We start from the raw sequence: 318 nt of genomic DNA on the forward strand, positions 1-318 counted from the left end.
GGCAGCGCTTGCACACAACGCCTGCTCTGGCTATGGTGATTGTGGCTACGCTGACCGGCATTGCGCTGCCGGCCGCTGCAGCACAGGATGGCACTTTCGGCGTCGCTTTAAACCGCCAGGACAGACTGCAGATAGAACAGCTTGCTTGTGGCGCTCAGTATGGTCTGGCATTAGCGGATGCGGACGGGCGTGCATTTGATGCACGCAGCCCGGCCCAGTTCGCGGAAGTCCGCTGTCGTCCGCATGCACAGCTTGGTGGCCAGCCGCTGTATTATGTAGCTCAGTGTGCACGGGATAGCCAACGCTGGCAATGTAGTC

At 60.4% G+C, this 318-nt stretch carries 1 protein-coding gene; it reads left to right on the plus strand.

Annotated elements, in window-relative coordinates; all coding sequences use genetic code 11:
* Positions 1 to 318, plus strand: a 318-nt coding sequence (locus KDM89_RS21185) for a hypothetical protein (RefSeq protein WP_212689783.1), incomplete at both ends; no start/stop codon positions are given.

This window comes from Cognatundibacterium luofuense (assembly GCF_018139685.1).
In the GTDB taxonomy this organism is placed as follows: Bacteria; Pseudomonadota; Gammaproteobacteria; order Burkholderiales; family Burkholderiaceae_D; genus Undibacterium; species Undibacterium luofuense.